General features: G+C 46.6%; 23 protein-coding genes and 1 riboswitch. Of the genes, 16 read left to right on the forward strand and 7 right to left on the reverse strand.

Annotated elements, in window-relative coordinates:
• Positions 1-26: 26 nt before the first annotated feature.
• The 3 genes from ABTV53_RS01715 to ABTV53_RS01725 all read right to left on the reverse strand — a co-directional run bounded on the left by ABTV53_RS01715 (position 27) and on the right by ABTV53_RS01725 (position 2340).
• Positions 27-785 (reverse strand): ABC transporter permease, encoded by a 759-nt coding sequence (locus tag ABTV53_RS01715; protein ID WP_433749906.1) that lies wholly within the window; start codon positions 783-785, stop codon positions 27-29.
• Entirely contained in the window at positions 785-1075 is a 291-nt protein-coding gene (locus ABTV53_RS01720) for a thiamine-binding protein (RefSeq protein WP_433749909.1), read from the reverse strand. The genes ABTV53_RS01715 and ABTV53_RS01720 overlap by 1 nt, the downstream gene beginning before the upstream one ends.
• Positions 1076-1299: 224 nt before the next feature.
• The gene (locus ABTV53_RS01725; protein WP_433749912.1) at positions 1300-2340 is read right to left on the reverse strand and encodes an ABC transporter substrate-binding protein; all 1041 of its coding nucleotides are present in this window, start codon (positions 2338-2340) and stop codon (positions 1300-1302) included.
• A gap of 221 nt (positions 2341-2561) precedes the next feature.
• A riboswitch (TPP riboswitch) is annotated at positions 2562-2674 on the reverse strand.
• 405 nt (positions 2675-3079) lie between these two features.
• On the opposite strand from ABTV53_RS01725, the gene ABTV53_RS01730 reads away from it, so the two are divergent.
• Entirely contained in the window at positions 3080-4369 is a 1290-nt protein-coding gene (locus ABTV53_RS01730; protein ID WP_433749914.1) for a phospholipase D-like domain-containing protein, read from the forward strand.
• Positions 4370-5143: 774 nt separating this feature from the next.
• Here the strand turns inward: ABTV53_RS01730 and ABTV53_RS01735 are convergent.
• On the reverse strand, positions 5144-6379 hold the full coding sequence (locus ABTV53_RS01735; protein WP_433749917.1) for an MFS transporter: 1236 nt from the start codon (positions 6377-6379) through the stop codon (positions 5144-5146).
• A gap of 413 nt (positions 6380-6792) precedes the next feature.
• Here ABTV53_RS01735 and serS point away from each other — a divergent pair, with 413 nt between their 5' ends.
• Positions 6793-8091, forward strand: coding sequence for a serine--tRNA ligase (serS, locus tag ABTV53_RS01740; RefSeq protein ID WP_433749920.1), 1299 nt, complete (start codon positions 6793-6795; stop codon positions 8089-8091).
• A 67-nt stretch (positions 8092-8158) separates the two neighbouring features.
• On the opposite strand, the gene ABTV53_RS01745 is transcribed toward serS, so the two are convergent.
• From ABTV53_RS01745 to ABTV53_RS01755, 3 genes are read right to left on the reverse strand one after another with little or no spacing between them, the layout of a single operon-like run.
• A complete protein-coding gene (locus ABTV53_RS01745; RefSeq protein ID WP_433749923.1) occupies positions 8159-8350 on the reverse strand; it encodes a hypothetical protein in 192 nt (63 codons plus the stop codon).
• Between the two features lie 44 nt (positions 8351-8394).
• Positions 8395-8631, reverse strand: a complete 237-nt coding sequence (locus tag ABTV53_RS01750) for a hypothetical protein (RefSeq protein WP_433749926.1) — start codon at positions 8629-8631, stop codon at positions 8395-8397.
• A 16-nt stretch (positions 8632-8647) separates the two neighbouring features.
• Positions 8648-8851: a hypothetical protein gene (locus tag ABTV53_RS01755; protein WP_433749928.1), complete on the reverse strand. Its 204-nt coding sequence runs from the start codon at positions 8849-8851 to the stop codon at positions 8648-8650.
• Between the two features lie 180 nt (positions 8852-9031).
• Between ABTV53_RS01755 and ABTV53_RS01760 the strand changes: the two genes are divergently transcribed.
• The 14 genes from ABTV53_RS01760 to ABTV53_RS01825 all read left to right on the forward strand — a co-directional run bounded on the left by ABTV53_RS01760 (position 9032) and on the right by ABTV53_RS01825 (position 21856).
• Complete coding sequence (locus tag ABTV53_RS01760; RefSeq protein WP_433749931.1) at positions 9032-10138, forward strand: Ig-like domain-containing protein; 1107 nt, start codon at positions 9032-9034, stop codon at positions 10136-10138.
• Between the two features lie 386 nt (positions 10139-10524).
• Positions 10525-11076 (forward strand): GrpB family protein, encoded by a 552-nt coding sequence (locus ABTV53_RS01765; protein ID WP_433749932.1) that lies wholly within the window; start codon positions 10525-10527, stop codon positions 11074-11076.
• 4 nt (positions 11077-11080) lie between these two features.
• Positions 11081-11488: a DUF2809 domain-containing protein gene (locus tag ABTV53_RS01770; protein ID WP_433749935.1), complete on the forward strand. Its 408-nt coding sequence runs from the start codon at positions 11081-11083 to the stop codon at positions 11486-11488.
• Positions 11489-11515: 27 nt separating this feature from the next.
• Entirely contained in the window at positions 11516-12073 is a 558-nt protein-coding gene (locus ABTV53_RS01775) for a GNAT family N-acetyltransferase (protein ID WP_421893385.1), read from the forward strand.
• A 51-nt stretch (positions 12074-12124) separates the two neighbouring features.
• Positions 12125-12454 carry a DUF952 domain-containing protein gene (locus ABTV53_RS01780; RefSeq protein ID WP_091038169.1) on the forward strand — a complete coding sequence of 110 codons (330 nt, stop codon included), beginning with the start codon at positions 12125-12127 and terminating at the stop codon, positions 12452-12454.
• A 71-nt stretch (positions 12455-12525) separates the two neighbouring features.
• Positions 12526-13116, forward strand: coding sequence for a DUF1572 family protein (locus tag ABTV53_RS01785; protein ID WP_433749938.1), 591 nt, complete (start codon positions 12526-12528; stop codon positions 13114-13116).
• Complete coding sequence (locus tag ABTV53_RS01790; RefSeq protein ID WP_433749941.1) at positions 13113-13706, forward strand: histidine phosphatase family protein; 594 nt, start codon at positions 13113-13115, stop codon at positions 13704-13706. The genes ABTV53_RS01785 and ABTV53_RS01790 overlap by 4 nt, the downstream gene beginning before the upstream one ends.
• Before the next feature lie 57 nt (positions 13707-13763).
• A complete protein-coding gene (pxpB, locus tag ABTV53_RS01795; protein WP_433749944.1) occupies positions 13764-14480 on the forward strand; it encodes a 5-oxoprolinase subunit PxpB in 717 nt (238 codons plus the stop codon).
• On the forward strand, positions 14477-15511 hold the full coding sequence (locus ABTV53_RS01800; RefSeq protein ID WP_433749947.1) for a biotin-dependent carboxyltransferase family protein: 1035 nt from the start codon (positions 14477-14479) through the stop codon (positions 15509-15511). The genes pxpB and ABTV53_RS01800 overlap by 4 nt, the downstream gene beginning before the upstream one ends.
• Entirely contained in the window at positions 15508-16305 is a 798-nt protein-coding gene (locus tag ABTV53_RS01805) for a LamB/YcsF family protein (protein WP_433749949.1), read from the forward strand. The genes ABTV53_RS01800 and ABTV53_RS01805 overlap by 4 nt, the downstream gene beginning before the upstream one ends.
• Positions 16302-16760, forward strand: a complete 459-nt coding sequence (locus tag ABTV53_RS01810; RefSeq protein ID WP_433749952.1) for an NUDIX domain-containing protein — start codon at positions 16302-16304, stop codon at positions 16758-16760. The genes ABTV53_RS01805 and ABTV53_RS01810 overlap by 4 nt, the downstream gene beginning before the upstream one ends.
• Positions 16761-17438: 678 nt before the next feature.
• A complete protein-coding gene (locus ABTV53_RS01815; protein ID WP_278297177.1) occupies positions 17439-17855 on the forward strand; it encodes a pyridoxamine 5'-phosphate oxidase family protein in 417 nt (138 codons plus the stop codon).
• Positions 17856-18331: 476 nt separating this feature from the next.
• A complete protein-coding gene (locus tag ABTV53_RS01820; protein WP_433749955.1) occupies positions 18332-20581 on the forward strand; it encodes a bifunctional 2',3'-cyclic-nucleotide 2'-phosphodiesterase/3'-nucleotidase in 2250 nt (749 codons plus the stop codon).
• A 216-nt stretch (positions 20582-20797) separates the two neighbouring features.
• Positions 20798-21856, forward strand: coding sequence for an EAL domain-containing protein (locus ABTV53_RS01825; RefSeq protein WP_433749958.1), 1059 nt, complete (start codon positions 20798-20800; stop codon positions 21854-21856).
• Positions 21857-21874: the final 18 nt, after the last annotated feature.

Consider the following 21874-nt stretch of genomic DNA (forward strand, 5'->3'; position numbering starts at 1 on the left):
TTCCCAATATACAGATTACTTCTTTACTACTTCTTCTGTGGCCGCCAGCGCACGAGCAACTTCTCCAGAAGGGCAATGAGCAGGAAGAGCAGTAAGCTAAGCGCGACAATAATCATGATTGCCACGAATAAGCGATCCGTGCGATAAGCCGACTTTTGCAACATCATATAATAACCAATGCCCTTGTCTGCACCAATCCATTCGGCAATGATGGCACCCATCACGCTATAGGTAGCGGCGATTTTGACACCGGAGAATACGGATGGCAGGGCATGTGGTAGCTCGAGCTTCCAGAAGATATGATGACGTTTCGCACCAGCCATGCGCATATAGTTCATCATCGCCGCGTCAGTACGGGTCAAGCCGTCCATGGCCGCCACTGCAACGGGGAAGAAACAGACCAGGATGATCGTAATCAGCTTGGGCAACAGCCCGAATCCGAACCAGATTAACAGGAGCGGCGCGAGCGCGATGGTTGGGATATTTTGACTGAGAATAAGTAAAGGATACAAGGCCGATTTGAGAAAAGGGACCAAATGCAGCACCATCGCAATCAGTAATCCAACCGCTGTTCCAGCCGCGAATCCAATCAGCGTTAACTGAATGGTTGCGGAAGCGTGCATGCCAAGCCGTTCGGCCTGGGTTGCCGCTTCACGGGCGATATCGGACGGTGCAGGTAGCATCCATTTCTCAATATGGAACAGGGAAACGGCTCCCTGCCATATCGCTATAAAGAGAATAACCGCCACTATGGGCGGCCATACACTTTTGAAATAGGTATGCATTAGCGATACTTCTCCGTCAGGGTGTCCATGCTGAGGCCAGCAGGGCTATGGGCGATCTTGATCTGGGAGATGATACTTGGGCTGCCAGCCTCCACGAGTACCTCGTGCATTTTACGGACAACCTCCAGCAGTTCCTCCAGTTCCCCCTCCATCGTGGTGTCGAGCGCGTTTACCTGATACTTCAGACCAGATTGCTGAATAACTTCAATGGCGCGATCTACATAAGGATAAGAGTTCTCGCCATTTGGCGTTTTGGGAATAACCTGAATGCTGAGTAGTGTACTTGCCATGAGAGATCACTTTTCCTTTCGAAAAATATAAAATGAACTAATGACTGTTACACTTGCCACTTCGATGACAGAATAACCCTCCAATCGCTGTTATCCCCAGATTTTTTTGATTCCCTTTCTCTAAAGGGAAAATCCGGTGATAAAGGCGACCGCTTCGCTTTTTCATGTTATTTCTGTCCTCTCCGTCCTCGTGTAAATATTAAGTTCGTTTTATATGAGAAATTTTATTGGGGTAAAAACTCGTTCGTATATGCTTTACTCACATCGATCTGTTCATCGAGCAGTTTTTTGCTAAACATCCAGTCGGTGTAATTCTGCCACACTTCCTGCTTTTGTTCTCCCCAGCGCGGGGCGTCATCCTTGTACTTTGGACTAAGCCACTTCTGGCTTGCCAGTACCAATTCCTTGTCCAGATCCGGTACGGCCTGGATCAGAATATTGGCAGCATCTTCAGGATGATCAATTGCGTATTGATATCCTTCAGAGGTGGCTTTCAGGAATGCTTTCACCAGCTCAGGGTCGTTCTGAATCGTCTGCTCGTTTGTTACGAGTACAGGTGTGTAATAATCCAGTGCATCTGAATAATCCTTCACATATAACATGTCGATCGGTTCCCCGCGCAGTTCGGCTTCAATACCCGTCCAGGCGTAGAAAATCCACGCAAAATCAATGTCCCGTTTCACTGCGGTGAAAAAGTCGGCGTCACCCATGTTAATGTTTTTCACTTTGGATACATCCGCGCCTTCGCCTTCCATAATGGATTGCATCACGGCTTCTTCCACAGGGGAACCCCAACCGCCATAGGTTTTACCTTCAAAATCTTTCGGGGACTTGATATTACGATCTGCCGGAGCAGCGAACCCGGATGTATTATGCTGAATAACTGCTGCAATGGATACGAGAGGAACACCCTGTGTGCGGGCTTGAGTAACACTCTCCTGATAACTTACGCCAAAAGGCACTTCATTTGATGCGACCATCGTATCTGCGCCACCGGCTCCTGGTTGTACAATCTCTACGTTTAAGCCTGCAGCCTTGTAAAAACCTTGATCTACAGCCGCATACAGGCCGGTATGATTCGTATTCGGTGTCCAGTCGAGCACCACTTTAATATCTTTCAGGGCGGCAGTGTCGCTTTCGTTGCTGCTTTCCGTATTTGTGTTGCTGTTCTGCCCATCTGGGGCAGCTTCTTTGCCACCACATGCGGCTACAGTCACCATAAGCACGCATAAGAGCAACAATCCCATCGTTTTACGCCATTTCATCTGTAATTCTCTCCTTCGGTATGTCCGGCCGAGTGGCACGGGGTACTCCTTGGCTTCATATCCAAGCTTCTTGCATAAATCGACAGATTTATACCAGCTATGATCCGGATAACGTCACTTTTTTTAGCTCTCTGGCTATATAAAAGAACATTAAAAAAGCGTCCCGTAATCCGGGACGCGTGCAGGCGTTAGAGAGGTGGCGTTCAGCTATAGGGCTGTGCCATTTCGATATACTCCGATTCCTACGCTGGCATGATCCAGATCAGGTCTAAGGGTTAGTATCTTGGTGGGATACACTCTCAGCCGGCCAATTCCGACTCCCCTGGGAAACTATGAAGTTACGGGCATTACTAGGTGTAATTATAGGCCAGAGGCCCAAGCATGTCCAGTCAGGAACTGGATGGGGGCACATATGAAGATTATAAGGCTTCCAACCAATACGTAGATCAACTCCGATGTTTGATGTCTTGTCACATAAGGGCTGCGTCCCTTAGTTCAGTGATCAGCTTTTATCGTTTGACCTTGACCGGAGTCGCTTGATTCATTTAAACAACATATTTTAGACACAGAAGGAGATAGTACTGCTATACAAATAATTACTTTTTACATAAAAATGGGGGCGTACTGCATGATCCTTAAAACCATATTCGCAATTATTCTGTCCTATGGTGTCTACGTTTTTTTCACAGCTTATCTTTTATTTTTGGTTCCGTCTCCATCTACTATTGGAAATTCGGATATGCAAAAATTGTTAACAGCAGGAAGTACGACAGATCGCGTATTGCTCTTGGAGGACGGCTTTCAATCCGGTCAGGTGAGAATTCAGACTATTCGAGAGGCGAAAACAAGTATCGACCTGGCTTATTACTCCATCCAAAAAGGAAAAACATCTCAACTCTTTTTTGCTGCTTTATTCGATGCAGCTGATCGGGGTGTTCATGTTCGAATCATTTTAGACGGGATATTTCACAACATGCGCGGAGAATTGCGTGATATTCCAGATGCCATTGCAGCTCACCCCAATGTGGAGTTAAGGTATTATGAACCACTCAAGATATTTATGCCATGGACATGGCATAACCGTCTGCATGACAAGATCCTTCTTGTCGACAACACATATGGCATCATTGGCGGCCAAAATATTGGTGATAAATACATGGCATTACAACCCCCAAAAGACTATGTATTCGATCGGGATGTCCTTGTTTACAATCCAAACCATCATACGAACAGCACGGTTGTTGAAATGAAAAAATATATAGATCGGTTATGGAACCATCCATTCACCAAACCAGAAAAACATGCAAAACGTCAGTATCATGCGCAGGGGTTAAAAGAGCTGGCTCAACTGGCTGAGTTATATCAAAAAGCCCAGGCTCAGAGCGATCCCTTTGTTAAAGTGTTGCCGAAGGAATGGGCTCAAGGAGCTCTTCACTCCGACCACGTCGCTTTCATTCACAATCCAATCAAAAGGCTGTATAAAGACCCGACCATGTGGAGAGCATTTGTTCATTTTGCCAATCAAGCAAAGTCGAAAGTGTACCTTCAGACGCCATATGCCATCCCTACCAAGAAAATGAAGAAAGCTGTACATCTGTCGATGAATCCAGAAGCAGAATGGATCATGCTAACCAATTCAATCCAGCAGACCCCTAACCCCTTGGCTTTCGCGGGATACTTAAGCTCTAAGAAACGGTTGCTTGATACAAGTCTGGCCATTTATGAATACCAAGGCCCTTATTCCATACACGGTAAATCATTTGTCATGGATGATTACCTCAGCATGGTTGGTTCGTATAATCTTGATCCCAGATCCGCCTTTCTAAATACGGAATCCGCTGTGGTCATTTCCGGTTCTGCATTCGCCAACCAACTAACAGAGGCTATGGATATCAAGCGTGCACATAGTACGCGTGTGGTTAAAGGTGAGCATCCAGCAGAATCTACGAATCAGAAAGGCTATGTTTTCAAACGAATGGCAATCACAGCTTTATCCAAACTGTCTTTTATCTGGAAATTTATGTTATAGGAAAGACCCGCATTCTCTTGAGGTTGAATTTTTCTCCGGTTCATCAAAACATTGCGTTCCTGGTGGAGTCCTTCATTGTTGGACCTAAAGCGAGAAAGATTGCTTTTTCCTTGCCCTTTGACAAGTCCAACAAGGTTCTGGGTGTGCTCGCCATGTCATTTACATGGTGATTGGCATGGTACTGATCCTGTCCATGTATGGAATGATCTCGGCATATCTCGCGGATCAATTAAATGTGGCATCCATATCAATTGACTATTCTGGGGCCACTCGTGCGATATGTATTTGGTAAATTCATCAAGAGCAACGGGCATGTAATGCCTGCTGTTAACAAAAGTGTGTAATCCCGATGGCCTAAAGTATTTCCTGGGCAATCTTGTGCAAATGAATAGATCGTATCCTCATTATTAATTAAAGGGTGATCTGAGGCAAAGATAGGACACTATCCACCGTAATTATAGCGCTAACGAATCGAGAACACCTTATTAGGCCGGTTCTTGGGGAATGAAAAATCTAACGAATCTCAGCAGCGTTATTATGCCGAAAAACTGCAACGAGACCTTGATTTGAAGCTAATTACCTACAATAAAGTCTCTAGGATTCGTTAGATTTCAAATATGCGGAAATGGAGATGAATAGCTTGTGCTAGGTTCGTTAGAACAGAGTAACGCTACAAAAAAATGGCCACTGTCAAGTCATGACAGTAGACACATCTCGATTTCTTTAATAAATAATTCTGATTCTCAGGTTCTGGACTGCATCGACACATAACTGTTAAGTCGCAGACTCCGCTGTATATTTATTCTGCCATTGATACGTGATTACGCTAATGACAAGCAGGCCAACTGCAAAGATGGCAAGCATCCATGCGGATTGATTAACTGCCAGATGATCAAGACTCCATCCCGTCGTCAAAGGCAGAATGGCACCGCCAATCCCACCTGAGGCGATCAAGATACTGGGTGTGGATTCTTCTGTTCCAGGCAGCAGTTTACTGGCGAAGACGAGGGCAATGGAGAATATCCCTGACATCGCGAGTCCAAGCAACAAGATAATGAGAAATGCAGACCAGATTTGGTTTGTAAATGGGAATACCATTAACAAGAGAACAGATGCGAGACAACTGTACAGGACATAGACGCGGTATTGGAATTTCTCTGCGATATAACCGGCGAAGAGTCGTCCCACGGACATGGCAATCCAGAAACAGGTGACACTAAGCGCTGCGCCGGCTTCCTTCATGTTCATTTTCTCAATCAGGATCGCTGGCATGAAGTTCGCAAGACTCATCTCTGTACCAACATATAGGAAGAAGAACAGGACGAATAATACCAGAAGAGTTCTGTTACGGCCACGATAGGTTGGACTGGATGTACTTGCAGATGCGGGATGCATCTCACCCGATGTCCCAGCAGTGTGGGCATGTACTGAACCGTTATTAGAACTCCGTCGCTCCAGAAACTTATCGAGCTCTCCAAATGATCCTTTCGCCCAGAATGCAAAAGTCAGCGCTGCGCAGATCGCAACAACGAGAAAGGAAAGGCGCCAGTATCCAGCAGTAATCAGACCGCTGGCCATGAGCGGCATGACCATCGCCCCGATCCCGAATAATACTTCCAGTCGACTCATGGCAACGGCCGTATTGTCTTTGATTGCAGCAATGATAATGGTACCAATAACAGCTTCAACCATTCCGAATCCGAAGCCGGCTGCGGGTGCAATGACGAACATCCAGCCCCATGGTGGCAACAGCATATAGGATAATTCTGCGATACAGAGCAGTGCTGTGGCGATTAACAGGCCTCCCCGTTTACCAAAGCGTCTGTTCAGCCATGGAGATAACAATACACCACCCAGGAATCCTGCAAATTGAGCAAAGATCAGCGTCCCGCCCTGGCTATAATCTTTGCCGTAATGTTCAAGTGCAACCGGCAGAATGGAACCAAGCACAACGTGAGCTAGTCCAATGAGGAAATAGGAGAGACAACCGATCCAAAGTAATTTTTTCATGAATGAACTCCTTTTATTATGTAAGCAGTGTGCACATGTATATATGCATTGAGGACCACTACGCAGATGAAATCGCGCAGACAAGCTCTATCATAACAGGGCATGTCAAGGTGTGCCATGACATCCCGATCTATACAGGGAACAGAGGTTGCAATTTTGATCTGTCTTCGTATATACTGAGACACAACAATTACAGATCGGACCATGCCGTTGAAGAGCATCCAACTCGGAGGCGTTTTCGCCAGGGGAGCGATATTCCCCAAGTTAACCGGAACCGCCCGTTATCGCGGACCAAGAGGCTGGAAGCAGGATATCCTGATTCAGCAAGTTGGGTGGCACCGCGAGCAGAGCGCTCCTCGTCCCAAGGGATGAGGGCGCTCTTTGTATTTTTACAGCCAAAGGAGACGATGACCATGTTGGAAATGAAGTGGATTCGGGTACATGCAGAAGAGGTTCAGGCGGCGGCAGACGGTAAAAAAATCAAGATTAACATTCGCACATTACTGGAGCGGGACGAGGAACGCAGAGCGCTTTTGCAGGAAATTGAAGAAGGACGCAGATTGCGCAATACGTTATCCGCGGACATTGGCAGACTCATGCAAGCCGGTAATCGGGAAGAGGCCGAGGGTTTGCGGGCTCAGGTGAAACAGATCAATGAACAGTTGGAACAGGTGGAAGCGAAGCTTGCCCCTGTTCAGGAGGAAGTAACCCTGCTGCAATGGCTGGTACCCAATATCGTATCCCCGGATACCCCGAAAGGCACATCGGATGCGGATAATGTGGAGCTGCGACGTGTGGGAGAGGTGCCAACGTTCGAGTATACCACCAAAGATCATGTGGAGCTTGGGGAGTTGCATGATCTGATCGATATTGCCCGTGGCGTTAAGATTGGCGGTACGCGAAGCTACGTATTGAAAGGCGCAGGTCTGTTATTACATCGGGCGGTACAGCAACTGGCACTGGATCTGTTGTTGAAGCACGGGTTTACGCCAATGGAGGTTCCGCTGATGGTCAGGGAGGAAGCGCTGGTGAACACCGGATTCTTCCCAACGGGTCGAGATCAGGTCTATGAGCTCGAAGGGGAGAACAAGTGGCTGGTGGGAACTTCTGAAGTGCCGCTGGTGTCGTATTATGCGGATGAGATTGTTGATGTGAAGGATCCGGTGAAGCTGGCTGCGGTATCGACGTGTTTCCGCAGTGAAGTTGGCTCCGGCGGACGTGATGTACGCGGTTTGTACCGTGTGCATCAGTTTGCCAAAGTCGAGCAGGTCATCCTCTGTGCCCCTGATGCGGAAGAATCGGAGCGCATGTTGCAGGAGATTACGGGACATGCCGAGGAATTGTTGCAATTACTTGAACTGCCGTATCGTGTTGTTGCCGTATGTACCGGGGATATGTCGCAGAAAACGTACAAACAGTACGACATCGAGACCTGGATGCCGAGCCGCGCTGCCTATGGAGAAACTCATTCGTCGTCGAATCTGCATGATTTTCAGGCTCGCCGTTCGAATATTCGTTGCCTGGATGCCGAAGGTAAGTTGGCCTATTGTCACACACTGAATAATACCGCGGTGGCATCGCCGCGTATCCTGATTCCGTTGCTTGAGAATCATCAGCAGGAGGATGGAAGCATTCACATTCCGGCAGCCCTGCGGCCCTATATGGGCGGGGCCGAGAGCTTGATTTTGCCTGAGCGGGATGAAGTGAATTAGAGAGGTTATTTAATGTTTTAGGAAATGAAGAAGAATCAGAAAAGGAACCCCTTGACCGGGGTTCCTTCTAATTAAACATATGATCTGTTACCCACTGGTACTCTTGTTCAAGTCGAGCTGCCAATTTGGGATCCTCCTCGGCTGCAACTTTTCTCATGTATGTTAAATCAATCGTATCAAATTGACTGTAAATCAGGTAACGTGCCCATTCCAAACTTCGGGCATCTGTCCAGTACTCGGAGGCTCTCAATCGATCCAAAATAAGGTCGTCTATTCCAATTACGTAACAGTAGCCTTCGGGTGTTAAATGACCAGATCAACATCAGCTGTCTTGTAACTTCCAGAAGTGTATAGTTCAACAGCATGTCCTCCAACAATAATGGCTGGATCTGCATCTAATTCATCAAGAATAGGAGTAATAATACCCATCACATAGAACTCTTTTAAATCACTTTTGGTCACATCAGCTGCAAGTTCCTTCAATTTTCGTTTAGCCCATTTAATTCTTTCTTGCATTTCTGGTGTTTGAATACGTTCCATAGTTCACCTATATTCTTTAACGCAGCTTCCATTCACGCTCGTTAATGATTTCAATTTGTCCAGATTCAAGGGCTTTTTTGAAACGATTGCGGGCTGTTCTCATCAATAGAACCATTTCGTCTTCAGGACGAATCTTGGTGGATGTCGAAGTGATGATAGCTTTCATACGTTTACGATTATTTTTAGGAGAAACCATATCAAGCAAATTCTTTTCGATCATACATATCCCACCCCCATCTTTTAGGTTTATTAAAACAGTATTACGCGACCTTCCCATATTATACAATGAAAATTATGAATTGTTCCAAGACTCTCACTTACGTTATTCAACTTTATGCAATTCGTATCCGATATAATATAATAGAAGTAAAATATTGGATTATGGGAGATGGAGATAGAAATGAGTAGAATCAAACTGGCGCTTCGAGGCACGCTTGCCCTTATTATGGTATTAACATTACTTGCCCCTTCCTTGGCCTTGGCGGCTACAGGTGACGTGACATCGATTGAAATAACCAATAACAGTCCGCAGAAGATGAGTGTATCCGAAACAGCTACACTTCAGGTGATGGCGACAGTAGAAGGTTTTGATAACAAGCAGGATGTTACCGAAGGCGTGACTTGGTCCACCAGTAATGCAGCAGTTGCAACGATGGTGAAGGGCAAAGTCAAGGCTGTGGCCGTAGGCGAAGCAACCATTTTTGCAGAAGTAGACGGGTCCAAAGCCCAGTTGGTTGTGCAGGTACAGGAGAAGATTAAAAGCATCAAAGCATCACCGAACTCCTACAATTTTGTTAAAGGCAGTGAAAGTGCACTTCCCAAAGTAAGCATTACCCGTGCGAATGGTAAGGAAGAAGATGTGACGTCTGAGATTGTATGGTCGGTATCAAGTAGCTCGGCTGTGCTGGAAAACGGTAAAATCAAAGGCGTTACGCCTGGCAGAGTATTGCTTCAAGGAAAATACGGAACAACGATCGTGAAAGTCCCGGTTGCCGTGACGGACGAGATTACCAAAGTTGAGGTTACACCTGCCACAATGCAGCTGAACATCAAGAAGTCCAAAGCGTTGAAGGTGATCGGGACCTACGCGAATGGCAAAACGATCAACCTTTCGAAACAAGTGATATGGACCTCTTCCAATATAAATGTAGCCATTGTGAAAAATGGAGCAGTCAAGACACTGACAGAAGGACAAGCTACCTTGACAGGAACTTATCAAAATCAGACAATAAAGGCAGAGGTTACCGTTGTACCTTTACTTAAAAAGTTGATTACAGGTCAGAAAAAATTGGTCTTGTCCCCGCAGGGAAGTACAACGCTGAGTGTGATGGCCCAGTATGATACGGGCAAAACCACTGTTGTGACCAACAGTGCGGTGTGGAGCAGCACAAAGCCGGGCGTAGCGACAGTAACAAATGGCAAGATCGTGGCTGTAGGCAAAGGGAAAACGTCTATCACGGCCAAGTGGGGCAATAAAAAAGTGACGATCCCTGTTACGGTAAAATAAATCTTCATATAATGAAGCACTTTGCATAAATCCAAACATAAATTCAGTACATCATCACGTTAAATATCATCAATGTGATTAACGGTATCAGACAATCAGGGGCGTAGACATACGCTCCTTTTTGGATATGTAGAAATATGTATCTGGAATGCCTTCTGCTTGAACAACAATATAACGGGATTGGATGGGATGATTATGAAAGCTTCGATTATAAGCACAGACTCTAACTCTAGTGATCTGGCTTACCTGAAATATCTTCTTTTATCCCTAAGTTCCACACTTACATTTCAACGAAGTACTTCAATTGAGAGCATGAAGCAACGCACCTATGAAAAATACAGAGAAGGTTATCATTTAAAATGTCATGGTGAAGAGGAGAGACCTGAATGACAGATCCATTGCAACCGGAAAACTGGCCTGCCTGGGCGACAGAGGCGGTAGAGATTGCACCGGCCAACCCCAACTGGGACGCACAGGCTCAGGAAGAGATACGGCAACTTAAATACCTTTTACAGCAGTTTAATATCCATCCATTCGAACATATCGGAAGCACGTCCATTCCGGGGTTACCCGCCAAACCCATTATTGATCTGATGGCAGAGGTACAGTCATGGGATGACATGGATCGGATTGCCGATCAGTTGAATCCGTTGGGCTGGAACTACGTTCCGCCTGAACTGGATGGTCGGGATTATAGACGATTCTGGGTGAAGGTTAAGGATGGCAAGAGATCTGTACACCTTCATCTGATGCGTCCGGGAGAAGAACGTTGGAATCGTCAAATGCGGTTTCGGGATGTGCTGAGAAAACGCCCTGATCTGGTGGAAGCTTACGCCGCACTGAAGACGAAGCTTGCTGATGAGAACAAGGAAGATAGGGAATCGTATACCGCTGCCAAAACGCAATTTATTTTACAAGTGCTGGATGAAGGCGTGTGATTGATTGAAAAGCGTATTTATGAAAGACAGGCTGATCTATTTCTTCGCAGTCATGATGACAATGGCGGCAGGACTCGCCTCCAGACACTTTGGTGATCGATTGCCGGATTGGGTGCATGAACATTCCGGAGATGCATTATGGGCGGGCATGATTTATTTTGCGGTACGCATGGTGTGGCCTCGTCGCAGCTTGGTATGGGCGATGAGTTTGAGCTGTGTATTCAGCTGGATGATTGAGTTCTCACAGTTGATTCAGACGCCTTGGCTGATTGAGATACGCTCAACCGTATGGGGTGCTCTTGTTTTGGGACATGGGTTTCTGGTGATTGATCTGATTCGATATACGGTCGGAATTCTGTGCATGGTGATGATAGATCGTTATTTCCTGAGAAATAAGATGGTTGGATCCTGAATTCAAGTGAATCATGGAGGTGCGCTGATGAATGTAGAGAAACTTTTTGTCGAATCGCCCGAATTCGAAACACAACGGTTAAAGCTTAGACGTCTTGCGATGGATGATCTTGAAGATTATTATGCGTTTGCTTCTGATCCGCGAGTGAGTCAGCAAAGCTTGTGGAACTGCCATGAGACGGTGGAGGATTCGATTCAATATATTCAGCGGGTACTGGATAATTATGAACGTAAAATGGTCTATATCTGGGCTTTTGTCCTGAAGGAAACAGGGACCTTGATCGGGAGAGGTGGCATTTTTCATCTCAACGAACCCATGCAAAGTGCTGAATTGGGATACGCGATAGCAAGCAGTCAATGGGGGAAGGGTCTCGCGGCAGAAGCGATGCAACCCATTGTGGATTATTGTTTTCGGGAACTGGATTGTAATCGGCTGGAGGGGAAATGTAATGCAGGCAACATAGGCTCTGCACGTGTCATGGAGAAGCTGGGCATGTCGTACGAAGGTTTGCTACGCAAACAGTTGAAGATCAAAGGGGTATTCACGGATCAAAAAGTGTACTCCCGTATCCGGGATGATCTATAATACTTCCAATGACACATAGGGTACATCGCAGAAATTGAAGGAGGCGGAACCATGATCTATAGTATTATTTCCCGTTCGTTGTGGGAGCAAGTGTCAAAAGGGAGTGAGTATGCACCAGATAGTCTGGAGACGGACGGATTCATTCATTGTTCCACCAAGGAGCAGATTCCTTGGGTAGCCGGGCAATACTATGCAGGCCGCACCGATCTGTTATTGCTTAGTATTGATGAGAAGGCATTAAAGCCGGAACTGGTGTATGAGGATCTGTACGAATTGAATGAACTATTTCCACATATCTATGGAGAGCTCAATCTGGATGCGGTTCGTAAAGTCATTCCATTTGAACCAAATGCAGACGGTACGTTCTCATTTCCTGAATAATGTAGGTAACGGTGATGTATCGGTCTGAACGTGATCAGGGCTATATTACTTTTCCGAAGGGTGGTTAACGGATGGATATGAATCAGGTTTTTCTGGAGACAGCGGAGAAGCAATTCCTGTATTACAAGCAGCTCGGGGAAAAAGCGATGGCACAACTGGAGTCCGAGCAATTGTTTCAATCCTGGAATGAAGACGCGAACAGCATTGCGGTGATCGTAAAACATCTATGGGGCAATATGCTGTCCCGTTGGACGGATGTACTGACAACAGACGGTGAGAAACCGTGGCGTGAACGAGATGCCGAGTTCGTGAATGATATTGCTTCCCGGGAAGAGTTGTTTGCCAAATGGGAGGAAGGCTGGAATTGTCTGCTTGAAGCCATTCGTTCATTTACACCGGAGCAATTGTCTCATATCATATACATTCGCAATGAAGGACACACCGTCATGGAGGCCATTATCCGGCAATTGGCGCATTATCCGTACCATGTCGGGCAGATTGTATTTGCCGCGAAAATGCTTAAAGAAACAGCCTGGGATAGTCTCTCCATTCCGAGAAACGGTTCAGATCAATATAATGGCGGCAAATTTGCCAAGCCGAAGGCACGCAAACATTTTACAGAAGATGAACTTCATATCGAAAAAGGTGAGGACCAACAATGACTCAATTTGCATTGATTCGCCATGGAAGTACCGCGTGGAATAAGGAAAAACGTTCGCAGGGACAGACGGATAATCCGCTGGATCAGGATGGAAGGCAGCAGGCCGTTTTACTTGCCGCGAGACTGGCTGAGGAATCATGGGATGCCATCTATGCCAGTGACTTGGAGCGTGCAAGTGAGACGGCTCGCATCATCGGTGACCGCTTGGGCATTCAGGAGATTCATCTGGACCCCAGACTTCGCGAGATGGGCGGAGGACAGGTCGAAGGAACGACGGAAGAGGAACGGTTAGCCAAGTGGGGAGCGGACTGGAGCACCCTGGATCTGGGGCGGGAGCTTGCAGATGCAGGGACTGTTCGAGGCAGTGCGGTGCTTGAGGATATTGTACAGCAGCACCCTGATGGAAGAGTGATCGTTGTCAGTCACGGAGCCGTCCTGCGTAACACACTTCGAGGGCTGGTGCCTGAGCTTGATGTTAGCGTGAAGCTGTCCAACACATCCATTACCCGGATTACCAAGAACGATGATACATGGCAATGTGAACTGTACAATTGCAGTGTGCATTTGAATTCGTCTAAGGATTCACAATAGATGGATGCTCTGACGTTAAAGCGCTAGCAAACTTTGTGGACAAAGGGGAGATGGTGCATGACCGAATTGACGTATGCATGGACAGAGGAGATCTTGTCTCCGCTGGGTGAGACAGCCGTGATCATCCAGTGCGGGGATCAATTGTCTGACGTTGTGCAGCGCAGAGTGATGTCTGTATGTGCTTTGCTGGAAAAAAGCACTTTGCCAGCCATGATCGAATGGGTGCCCTCATATACGTCAGTTACAGTATTTTATGATCCGTTCATCTCCCTGTACCCCGAGTTATGCCGGATTCTGCTTCAACAGTTGAATCAAATGAAGGAATCCGTACAAGACAAGTCCAGAACGGTCACGATTCCCGTATGTTATGGTGGCGAATGGGGGCCTGATCTGGACTATGTTGCCAGTGAGCATGGACTGACCTCAGCGGACGTTATTGCGATTCACACATCGGGGGATTATCTCGTACATATGATTGGATTCGCACCAGGCTTTCCGTATCTGGGCGGGTTATCCGAACAGATTGCTACGCCCAGACGGGCCACGCCAAGGCTGCGAGTTGAAGCCGGTACAGTAGGAATCGGTGGCAAACAGACAGGAATCTATCCGGTGGACACACCCGGAGGATGGCAATGTATTGGACGAACGCCACTCCGGTTGTTTCGGCCGGGTGAGAACGTACCGAGTTTGCTGGCAGCAGGTGATCGGGTTCGATTTGAACAGATTACGATGCAGGACTATCTGGCGTTGAAGCGGATGGAGGGGGAACGATGAGTATTGAAGTGATTCGCCCTGGTCTGTTATCTACCGTTCAGGATGAAGGCAGAACCGGTTATCGCCGGTATGGTATTCATCCTGGAGGGGTCATGGACACCTTTGCAGCCAGAGCAGCCAATATGCTTGTGGGCAACTCCCGCCATGCGGCAGTGCTGGAGATGACGATGACGGGGCCGGAGCTTCGATTTCAGGAGAGTCAGCTTATCTCATTATGTGGGGCCGATCTGACGGCAACCGTGGATCATTTGCCTGTACCGTTGTGGCGTCCTGTGTTGGTGCGGGCTGGAAGTGTACTGAAGTTTGGTTCATGTCGTCATGGCTTGCGCGGTTATCTGGCGTTTGCGGGTGGAATAGCTGTGCCTGAAGTGATGGGCAGTCGAAGTACAGACCTCAAGACAGGTCTTGGCGGTGTGGAGGGGCGAGCTTTGCATGTGGGGGATCTGTTGCCTATGGGGGAACCTTCGGTTGAAGCGCGAGTATGGATGCAACGTATGGAGAAGAAGGCAGAGGAAAATGAACGGGACCACCGATTATTGGCGCCTGCGTGGTTCTTGTCAGAGCGGGAAAGACCTGATTATGATGGCAGATATGTTATTCGTGTAATGCAGAGCAAGGACAATTTGCTGTTTAGTCAAGAAAGTCTGGAGCAATTCTATACCGAAACATACGTGATCTCTCCGCAATCAGATCGGATGGGCTATCGCTTGCAAGGCTCCAGACTGGAGCTGGATCAGCCGCTCGATCGGTTGTCTGAAGCCATTACCTATGGCACGGTGCAGGTGCCACCTGATGGTCAGCCTATCATCTTGATGGCAGACCATCAGACGATTGGAGGTTATCCTGTGATAGCACAGGTAGCTCAGGTGGATATGCCAATCCTGGCTCAGGCTAGGCTGGGAACTCGAATTTCTTTTGCGCAGATTACACATGATCGAGCCCGGAAGTTGTACATGGAACAGGAGACCAATATGCAGCTCATGGATAAGCTGATACGCAGAAGAATGGCAGGAATGGAGGGCGCTCAATGAATACCTCGAAAACCTTGGATATCAATTGTGATCTGGGCGAAAGTTATGGTATATATCGCACGTTATCGGACGAAGCCATTCTGCCCTTCATTACGTCAGCCAATATTGCCTGCGGGTTTCATGCAGGAGACCCGGCTACGATGCGGATCACGGTGGAGAAGGCATTGGAGCATCAGGTGGCAATTGGCGCCCACCCCGGGTTACCGGATTTGCAGGGGTTTGGCAGAAGACGAATGGACATTACGCCACGGGAAGCATATGACATGGTGGTGTATCAGATCGGTGCGCTGGATGCCTTTGTCCGTGCGAGTGGGGGGCGAATGCATCACGTGAAACCGCACGGTGCCTTATACAATATGGCTGCAGAAGATGCAAAGCTTGCTGAAGCCATTGTGGAGGCGATCTACCAAGTACAGCCTGATCTGTATTTGTATGGTCTGGTGGGCAGTGAGCTGATTCATGTTGCGGATCGCATTGGTCTGCGCAGTGTGAGCGAAGTGTTTGCGGATCGAACCTATGGGGCGGACGGAAAGTTAACGCCTCGCAGCCAAGCTGGAGCTCTCATTGAAGAATCGGGTCAAGCGATTGCTCAAGTGCTTCGGATGGTGAAAGACGGCGTGGTTGTATCCATGGATGGTACGCTGGTTTCCATTAAGGCAGAGACGGTCTGTATTCACGGTGACGGAGCGAATGCTCTCGCATTTGCTCAAGAAATTTGTCGTGTGCTGGAATCGGAAGGCATTAAGTTATCCGCGCATAATTTAGGAATAACAGGGAGTGGATCAACAGAATGAAACCCATACGCAACTCGGCGAAGGCCGTCATTATGCAGGATGGACGATTGCTGGTCATCCGGCTGGAAGACCAATATGGTACCGCTTATGTATTTCCAGGTGGCGGACAGGAGAAAGGTGAAGAACTCAAGGATGCGGTCGCGCGCGAATGTCTGGAGGAGATTGGTCAGGCTGTGAACGTGGGAGAGCTGTTACATATCCGGGAATATATCGGAAAAAATCATGAATTCGCCGAGTGGGATGCAGACATCCACCAGGTTGAATTTTATTTTGCGTGCAGCCTGATCGATCCGGCAGCAACTATTTTTGAAGGCTCCAATCCAGACGACCACCAAGTCGCCGTGGAATGGATTGCACTTGAAGAGCTATCCCAGATTCGTTTATATCCAAAAACCATTGGTGAGTTGCTGCTTAAATCAGGCTCTTCCTCAATCTATCTTGGAGATTTGAATTAAATCTGCCAAGAAGAAATTTCGTGCCAGCTCCTGTATGTAAACATGTTTATAAAGAACTTTTCCAATTTTGTCACGTTTGCAAACAGGTTCATGGGATTCACCATAAGTGAGGTGGGTACACTATAAGTACAGGCTTATTAAACCTAACGTAAGTTGACTGTACTTATACACAACAATGGAGTGGACATAACCTAAAGAAACGAAACCTGCAAAGTTAAGTACAGGTATCTGTTTGAACTTTAGCTTACCCACTCCTCAAATTTGGGAGAACGGTAGACGTAGTGGAGGGGACGGAATCGATTCTGAGGAAGCGAAGCGTTCGCATGTATCTTGGATTTTCACTCAAATATCCTTTGGAATTAAGCATTCATACGATAACGGAGAGGACAGAAGAAACCTGAAAAAGCGAAGCGCTCGCCTAAAAGCTTTCTGAAGCATACGCTATCAACGGATTTTTTCCTTTGAGAGAAGGGAATCAAAAAAATCTGGGGATAACAGCGATTGGAAGGTTGTGCTGTCATCGTAGTGCCAGTGTGAATCGGTTTTTAATCCAATGCATATGAGGAAGTGATCAGGATCATTGTGAGATAACAGCGATCCAAAGAACGATCCGTACCCGGAACGGCCGCCTACAAGAGTCCACCCAAATATCCCCCAAAACCGAAAGGAGCACTTCCCATGAACCAGACTGAATTGGAACAAAACATTGTAAAAGCATTGGAGAACAACCCTTTTTGCAGTTTCTCCACTGTGGAGAATGGTAAACCGAAATCCCGCTATATGGCGCTTTTCAACGATGGACTGAACATTCATCTGGCAACGAACCGCCGTACACACAAAGTAGAGGAACTGGAGAATAATCCGAATGTTAGCCTGCTACTTGGTTATGAGGCTGGGGGTTCCAAGGAAGTCGTTGAGATTGAAGGAACCTGTGAAGTGACAAAGAACGAAGGCTTGCGTGAGCAAGTGTGGAACGACGAACTGAAGGCGTGGTTCGATGGACCTAATGATCCAAACTATGTCATTCTGGACATCACCCCGTCGCGTATTGAATATACTGGGAAAGATCATGAACATCATGTGTGGGAACAATAATCCGATTATGAACATTACCTCTGCAAAGTAGCGTCCTTATGCGAAATATGCGCAGAGTTCAATCCAACCGTGAGAGCCATCAAGGTTTCACGGTTTTTGGTATGGATGAATAACGCTAAATTGGTTATACATGTAAGACACATGTAATATACGTATTTTTAAGATAATAAGTACGATATACCTACTAAAATGTTGAAAAAAATGTCGAAATCACGCATGATAATGTAAACTTTCCTATGTATGTGCGGGTAATGTAAAAAATAATGCTTTTCAATGACTGAACATTGCGTTATGATTTGGAATGTAAACGACAAGCACAGACATAAATAGATGTTCATGTGAGATAAACTTACCTGAAATTCCGATGCATGTCATCAGAGCGTCAGTACGCACAACCCATGAAATCTATCTTTTTTCTGCGCTCTTCGTTTGCTCATTAATGCATGATTCAATGTACATAACCGGGAGGGGTTATTTTGAAAACGAGTAAAAAAGTATTATCAAGCCTGACTGCCGCTTTGGTTGCATTAAACGTGCTTGCGGTGTTTCCAGTACCTGTATCGGCTGCGGATGCTTCCAAAGTTAAGCTGCGGATCATGGAGACAACAGATATTCACACCAACCTGGTTAACTATGACTACTATTCCGACAAAGAGACAGACCAGTATGGCCTCGCCAAAACAGCTACACTGATTAAGAAAGCCCGTGACGAGGCGAAGAATAGCCTGCTGTTTGATAACGGGGATCTGATTCAGGGGAATCCGCTTGGCGACTACGCTGCCAAAATTGATCCACTGAAAAAGGGTGAGACTCACCCTGTATATAAAGCGATGAATCTGCTCGATTATGATGCAGGTAACATCGGCAACCATGAATTCAACTATGGTCTGGACTTCCTGGACATGACGCTGGAGGGAGCAAACTTCCCTTACATTAATGCTAATGTTTATATAGACGATGGTGATGATGATGAGACAAATGACAAGAACTATTTTACACCGTATGAGATTTTGGACAAAAAAGTAACGGATGAGACTGGCAAAGAACATACGATCAAAGTGGGTGTGATCGGATTTGTGCCGCCACAAATCATGCAGTGGGACAGCGCTAACCTTGAAGGCAAAGTAATCGCCAAGGATATTATTGCTACCGCGAAAAAATTCATTCCGAAAATGAAGGCCGAAGGTGCTGACATTATTGTAGCTATTCCTCACTCCGGATTTGAGGAAATTCCTCAAACGGATCTGATGGAGAACTCCGTACTGTATCTGAGCCAAGTTGAAGGCATTAATGCCATTCTGTTTGGACATGCTCACAAAGTATTCCCGAGTGCTGATTTTGCCGGCAAAAAAGGGGTAGACCTTGAGAAAGGTACAATTAATGGCGTTCCTGCTGTAGAGCCAGGGTTCTGGGGTGATCATCTTGGTATCATCGACCTCGATCTGGAACTGGTTGATGGCAAATGGAAAGTGGTAGATTCCAAAACGGAAGCACGCCCAATCTATGACACAGCGAGCAAAAAGCCACTGGTAGATGCGGATCAGGACATCATTGATGCGGTTCATGAAGAGCATGAAGGTACATTGGAATATGTTCGTGGTCCGGTGGGCGAAACGACTGCTCCTATCAAAAGCTTTTTTGCTCTGGTTCAGGATGACCCATCCATTCAGATCGTAACGAATGCACAGAAATGGTATGTCGAAAAACATATGCAAGGTACGGAATATGAGAAAATCCCTGTATTGTCCGCAGGTGCACCATTCAAAGCGGGTGGACGTTCAGGCGCTTCGTATTACACGAATATTCCTAAAGGCACCATTGCGATCAAAAACGTTGCTGACCTGTACGTATATCCAAATACGGTACATGCTGTAATGGTTAACGGTGCAGAACTGAAAGAATGGCTGGAATGGTCTGCAGGCCAGTTCAACCAGATCGACCCGGCTAAAGGTGGACAACAACAACTGATCAACAATGACTTCCCAACGTACAACTTCGATGTTATCGATGGTGTAACGTATCAGATTGATGTGACCCAACCAGCCAAATACGATAGCAAAGCTACGATTGTTAATGCATCCGCAAGCCGAATCAAGGATCTGAGCTTTAACGGCAAACCGGTTGACCCAGCACAAAAATTCATTGTAGCGACAAATAACTACCGTGCTTCTTCATCCAAACTGGCTAATCCGGACGGCAAACGGATCGTTCTCGCTGCACCGGATGAGAACCGTCAAGTGATCATCGACTACATCCGTGAGAATAAAACCATTAATCCGGCAGCGGACGGCAACTGGTCCCTGGCACCAATCAAACCATCTGCTGGGTTAACCGCAGCAGCGCTGAACGATCTTGAAGTTGTGTTTGCTTCTTCCCCGGATGCGAAAAATCTGGTTGAAGCGAACCCGGCGATGTCATTCATCGGTACAAACAATGAAGGTTTCGCAGAGTACGGCTTGAAACTGACAGGTGAAGCAACAACAACGCCTGAGACAGGTGTGGAGCCAGCTCCAACGCCTAAACCAACGCCAACACCGACGCCTAAGCCACAACCTGAGAAACCGGCAACCAACAACAAGGTTGTATATGTAGTGAAAAAAGGGGATAATCTGTACCGCATCGGTTTGAAATATGGTGTGGACTGGCGCAAGCTTGCGACAGCTAACAAAATTTCAAATGTGCATAACCTGAAAGTTGGACAGAAAATCGTGATTTCCGCTTCTTAAAGGTTTAATAAGCTGAGAAGGAGACCGACAGTCATTAGACTGTCGGTCTTTTTTTCTGCAAATTTGAATATATTTGTTTTCAATAACCGTCATACAGGAAGTCATCAAAACAGTAGAGATTAATTTTGAGACCCATGATATAATATTTACAAACTTTGGGTATATACAAGTGAACATTAATGGACATGGAATCATAAATTGGCAAGGGGGTCCTACATGAATTGCAGTGGCTGCAGTCCAATCTTTCCTATAGAGGGCCAAGGTACCTTGTACCTGCGTCCCATTTCCCCCGCTTTGCTGGAAGCGCTGCAAACGCCGGGAAGACTTATTGAGACGTCGGATGACATGATGTGGATGCACTATTCGAATCCTGAGGCGGTTCAGAGCTTAATCGAAGAGATCGGCGAGATGTATCCAACATTACGTGATTCCCTAACTGTTCAGATGATGCCTATATACGAACAGGCTAATGAAGAAAGCTGGATTAGTCTAACGATGCAGGAGTCCCGTTTCAAGCATGCGGAGCTTGTTTCCATTATTATGGAGCATCAATTCAGCAGTCATATGCAGCCCATCGTTGATGCATCGGAGCAGATTGTCGGGTATGAGTTTTTGCTTCGTCCTGCTGAGAATGGAAAATCCTTCAGTTCCTATGAATTATTTGAAGTTGCGCGTGAGACCGGCCTACATTCTTTTCTGGATCGATTGGCACGTATCACTGCTATTGAGACAAGTGCCCTTTTTCTGCCGCATGGTGTCAAACGCTTCGTAAATTTCCTGCCTTCCTCCATATATAATCCCGAATATTGTCTGACACATACGTTTGAAGCGATTGAACGTCTTTCGCTTGACCCTAAAGATTTTGTGTTTGAAGTCGTGGAAACAGAGCAGATTCAGCATATGCCCATCTTGCAGCAGATATTTGAGGTATATCGTTCCCGTGGAATATCGGTTGCACTGGATGATGTGGGCGCCGGATATTCGACCATAGAGTTGATGAATCGGTTAGAACCGGATTTTGTCAAAATAGATCGAAGTCTTATTGACCGTTGTGATCAGGATCCGACCAAACAACAGCAAATTCTTCATATTGTTGAGATGTCGAGTCGATTTGGAGGGCAAGTTCTTGCCGAGGGGATCGAACGGATGGAAGAGTTTGAATTCTGTCGTTCCATAGGTATTGAGCTTGCACAGGGCTACTATTTTGGTAAACCATCGGCACAACCTCCAGGTGAGCCGTACTCCAATACTTCATCTAATAGATGGAATAATTAGTAACCTGTACCTTGTACA

The sequence above is a fragment of the Paenibacillus amylolyticus genome (assembly GCF_050990605.1).
Classification (GTDB): Bacteria; Bacillota; Bacilli; order Paenibacillales; family Paenibacillaceae; genus Paenibacillus; species Paenibacillus amylolyticus_H.